Source organism: Planomonospora algeriensis (assembly GCF_977012225.1).
Genome location: NZ_CDRNDK010000467.1, coordinates 1 through 4703, shown reverse-complemented (window position 1 = coordinate 4703; position 4703 = coordinate 1). Strand labels below are relative to the sequence as shown.

Annotated in this window: 3 protein-coding genes and 1 pseudogene; 1 reads left to right on the top strand and 3 read right to left on the bottom strand. The window is 74.3% G+C overall.

Annotated features, from left to right (window positions below):
• Positions 1 to 1970, bottom strand: a pseudogene (locus tag ACWJ6R_RS30395) (bifunctional acetate--CoA ligase family protein/GNAT family N-acetyltransferase); the annotation flags it as partial.
• Between the two features lie 178 nt (positions 1971 to 2148).
• Between ACWJ6R_RS30395 and ACWJ6R_RS30390 the strand changes: the two are divergent.
• On the top strand, positions 2149 to 3042 hold the full coding sequence (locus ACWJ6R_RS30390; protein ID WP_449065517.1) for a carbohydrate kinase family protein: 894 nt from the start codon (positions 2149 to 2151) through the stop codon (positions 3040 to 3042).
• 31 nt (positions 3043 to 3073) lie between these two features.
• Here ACWJ6R_RS30390 and ACWJ6R_RS30385 read toward each other — a convergent pair whose 3' ends face one another.
• On the bottom strand, positions 3074 to 3718 hold the full coding sequence (locus ACWJ6R_RS30385; RefSeq protein WP_449065516.1) for a response regulator transcription factor: 645 nt from the start codon (positions 3716 to 3718) through the stop codon (positions 3074 to 3076).
• Positions 3709 to 4703 (bottom strand): sensor histidine kinase (locus ACWJ6R_RS30380; protein WP_449065515.1); only part of this gene is annotated, 995 nt, incomplete at its 5' end. The genes ACWJ6R_RS30380 and ACWJ6R_RS30385, both read right to left, overlap by 10 nt.

Sequence of the window (4703 nt, the reverse complement as noted above, 5' to 3'; positions counted from 1 at the left end):
GCCGGACGGGTCCGCTCCGGGCGGGCCGCCAGCAGCCGCTCGACGAGCCCTCGTGCGGCGGCGGCGTCGACGTCGAGCTCCTCCACCGGCACGCCGGGGGGCCGCTCCCGCCAGCGCGCGTACCGCACGACGTGGGCCAGGGCGCGGACCGCCTCCTCGGGCGCCGCGTAGGAGGGGATGGAGCCCCGCTCGGGCACCTCCGCGCCGACCCGCAGCTCCGGAGGCATGCCGAGCTGCCCCTCGAAGGTGGCCAGCACCGGCTTGCCGCCCTCGCGCGCGACGCGCAGCAGCTCCGCGGCGACCTCCGCGGCCCGGCCCGGGATCGGCGGCATGTAGACCGCGACCGCCGCGTCCACCTCCGGGAGCAGGGAGGCCAGGGCCGCGCCGAACTCGGCGGCCCGGCGCGCGCGCGAGGTTCACCGGCGGCCGGGGCTCCAGCCCCGCGCGCACGCACGCGTCCACGGCCAGCAGCGCCAGCGCGTCGGAGTTGCCGACCAGGCCGACCCGCGGCCCGGCGGGCAGCGCTGGTGGGCCAGGAGCTGCGCCACGTCGAACTGCTGGATCAGGTCGTCCACCCGGATCACCCCGGCCTGCTCGAACAGCGCGCTGAGCGCGGTGTCGGGCAGGCCGAGGACCTGGGCGGCGTGGCCGATGGGCACGCCCTGGGTGGTGCCGCCGCTCTTGACCACCACGATCGGCTTGCGCCGGGAGATCCGCCGGGCCAGCCGGGCGAACTTGCGCGGGTTCCCCAGCGACTCCAGGTAGAGCAGGATCACGTCGGTGGCGGCGTCCTCCTCCCAGTACTGCAGCAGGTCGTTGCCGGACACGTCGGCGCGGTTACCCGCGGAGACGAACGAGGAGATGCCCATACCGCGCTGGGCGACCCGCTGCAGCAGCGCCGTGCCCAGCGCGCCCGACTGGCTGAAGAAGCCGACCCTGCCCCGGCCGGGGACGGTCGCGGCGAGGGTGGCGTTCAGCCGGACGGCCGGGTCGGTGTTGGCGATGCCGAGGCAGTTGGGGCCGACGACGCGCAGGCCGTACGCGCGGGCGATGCGGACCAGCTCGTCCTGCCGGGCCCGCCCCTCCGGTCCGGTCTCGCCGAACCCGGAGGAGACCACGATCAGCCCGCGCACGCCCTTCTCCGCGCACTCCTTGACGACGTCGATCACCCCGTCGGCCGGTACGGCCAGCACCGCGAGGTCCACCTCGCCGTCGATGGCCGTCACGCTCGGGTAGGCCCGGACCCCCGCGACGGCCCGCGCCTCGCGGTGGACCGGGTAGACCGGGCCGGTGAAGTCCGCGCCGAGCAGGTTGCGCAGCACGGTCTGGCCGACGCCGCCGGGCTCGCGGCCCGCGCCGACCACCGCCACCGAGCCGGGGGTCAGCAGCCGCTCGATGGAGCGCGCCTCGGCCCGGTGCTCGCGGGAGGCGGTCACCGCCTGGGAGGTCTCGGTCGGGGTGAGGTCGAGGGTCATCCGCACCACGCCGTCGGCGAAGCGGCTCTGCGCGGTGTAGCCGGCCTGCTTGAGCACGCCCATCATCTTCTGGTTGGCGGGCAGCACGTCGGCGACGAACCGGGCGATGCCGTTCTCGCGGGCGGTCTCGGCCAGGTGCTCCAGCAGGACCGAGGCGACGCCGCGGCCCTGGTGGGCGTCCTCGACGAGGAAGGCCACCTCCGCCTCCTCCGCGTCGATCCGGTCGTAGCGGATCACGGCCACCATCTCGGTGCCGATCGTCGCGATCAGCGCGACCCGGTCCACGTAGTCGACGTTGGTGAAGCGGGTCACCTCCCGGTCCGACAGGCGGGGGCGGGGGCCGAAGAAGCGGAAGTAGATCGACTCCTCGGACAGCCGGGAGTAGAAGGTCCTGAGCCGGTCGGCGTCGGCGGGCCGGATCGGGCGCACGTGCGCGGTGCCGCCGTCGGACAGGACGACGTCCGCCTCCCAGTGGGCGGGATATTGAGCCTCCACAGTCCCGAGGGTAGACGCGAATCCCACATGTCGGACCAGCCGGGTGGGTTAGCGCAACGCTTGTGCATCGACTGCGGTCCCGTGTCCGATCCGGCCCTCCCATCCAGGCCGGGAACTGTTAGGTTTTTCGCGGTCCCCTAAGCACGTTCGGCATCGAAGTCACAAGGCGGTGGACATCATGACGCGGGTGGTCGTGGTGGGCGATCTCATGACCGACGCGGTCGCGCGGGCTCGCTATCCGCTGGCCCGGGCCAGCGACACGCCGGCCGTGGTCACGATGCACGGCGGGGGGTCGGGGGCCAACATCGCCTCCTGGCTGGCGGTGGAGGGCGCCGAGGTGGCCTTCATCGGCCGCCGCGGCGCCGACATCACCGGTCGCAACCGCGACATGGAGCTCATGGGGTACGGCGTCGACGCCCGCCTCGTCATGGACCCCGAGCGCCCCACCGGCACCTGCGTGGTGCTCGTCACCCACAAGGGCGAGCGCACCATGCTCTCCGACCCCGGCGCCAACGCGGCGCTGTCCGCCGAGGACCTCCCCCGCGACCTGTTCGCCCAGGGCGGCCACCTCCACCTGTCGGGCTACACCCTGATCAACGAGGGCTCCCGCGAGGCCGGGCTGGCGGCCCTGGAGATGGCCGGCCGGGCCGGGATGACCGTCTCGGTCGACTGCGCCTCCTCGGCCCCGCTGGAGCGCACCGGCGCCGAGCCGTTCCTGGAGTGGACCCAGAACGCCAAGCTGCTGTTCGCCAACGCCGACCAGGCCAAGGTCCTGACCGGCCGCGACGATCCGGCCGCCGCCGCCAAGGTGCTCACCGCCTGGTTCCCCCAAGTCGTGATCAAGCTCAACGACGAGGGCTCGCTGTGGTACTCCAACAGCCGCAGCGAACCGGTCCGGGCCCCCGCCGAGTCCGTGGAGCGCGTGGTCGACGGCACCGGAGCCGGTGACGCGTTCACCGCGGGCTTCCTGCCGGCCTGGCTCGAGGGCAAGCCCCCGGCCGAGGCCCTCGCCGCGGGCAACCGCCTGGCCGCCAAGGCCATCGCCCACCTCGGCGCCCGTCCCCGCCTCTGACCGGTCGGGCGGCCACGCGACGGGCCGCCGGTCAGCCGCCGAGATAGCGCAGGACCGCCAGCACCCGCCGGTTGTAGTCGGGGTCCCGCGGCAGGTCGAGTTTGTCCACGATGGCGTTGACGTGCTTCTCGACGGTGCTCAGCGAGATGTGCAGGCGGGCGGCGATCGCCGCGTTGACGAAGCCCTGCGCCAGGTGCTCCAGGACCTCCGCCTCGCGCCCGCTCAACCTGCTCAAGGGGTCGGCGCGGGTGGTCCGGGCGAGGAGCCGGCGGACCACCTCGGGGTCGAAGACGGCGCCGCCCGCGTGCACGCGCTCGAGCGCGTCGAGGAAGTCGGCCACCTCCGAGACCCGGTCCTTGAGCAGGTAGCCCAGCCCCGTGGCGGACCCGGCCAGGAGCGCGGCCGCGTAGGTCTTCTCCACGTACTGCGACAGCACGAGCAGGCCGACCTCCGGCCGCCGCTCGCGGATCTCCAGCGCCGCCCGCAGCCCCTCGTCGGTATGGGTCGGCGGCATCCGCACGTCGACGACGGCCACGTCGGGCCGGTGCCGCTCGACGGCGTCGAGCAGTGCCCGCGCGTCACCGACCGCGGCGACGACGTCGTGGCCGGCGTCGACGAGCAGCCGGCTCAGGCCCTCGCGGAGCAGCACCGAGTCGTCCGCCAGGATCAGTCGCACGGCACCGCCTTGGGCAGCCTCGCGGTGACTTCGGTGGGGCCTCCCGCCGGGCTGTCGACGACGAGGTCGCCGTCGAGGGCCAGGACCCGCCGGGCCAGCCCGGAGAGCCCTCCCCCCGAAGGGTCGGCGCCACCGCCGCCGTCGTCCGAGACCACCACGCTCACCGTCCGCTCATCCTCGGTCAGGACGACCAGGATGTCATGCGCCCCCGCGTGCTTGACCGCGTTGGTGATCGCCTCCCTCGCCACGAAGTACAGGGCCGTCTCCACCTCGGAGACCGGTCTGTCGGCCAGTCCGTAGTGCACGGTCACCGGTACGGCCGACCGTTCGGCGACCCCCTCGAGCGCGGCCTCCAGCCCCAGCTCGTCGAGGGCCGTCGGGTAGATCCGCCAGGCCACGCTGCGCAGTTCGTCCAGCAGCCGGCGGGACTCGGCATAGGCCTGGTCCACCAGTTCGGCGCTCCTGACGGCGTCGGGGTCGTGCCGGGCGCGGCCCAGCAGCATGGCCAGCGCCACGCCCCGCTGCTGCACTCCGTCGTGCAGGTCGCGTTCGATCCTGCGCCGCTCGTCGTCGACGGCCCGGACGATGCCCGAACGGGTCGCGGTCAGCTCGGCGATGCGCCTGCGCATCAGCTCCTGCCCCGCCGGTCCCAGGAAGCGGCCGGCCAGCCGCCGGTCGGCGGCGTCGACCGCGAGAACCGCCGACGCGGCCAGCGCCAGCGCGACCGTGCCGATCGTCAGGCCGAGCACCCAGTCGCTGGTGATCAGTTTCACGCCGGGCAGTTCCAGCGGCACGGAGTCGGACGCGCCCGAGACCAGGTCCCACAGCCCGCCGAAGAGGAAGAGCCCGCCGGTGAACAGGCCCACCGCGCAGACGTATCCACCGGCCACCCCGAGCACGGCGCGTGCGGCCAGGAAGGCCCAGCCGGGCGGCTGCGCCGTGGCGGCCCCGGAACGGCCGTCCGGGAAGGGGAAGGCACCCGGCC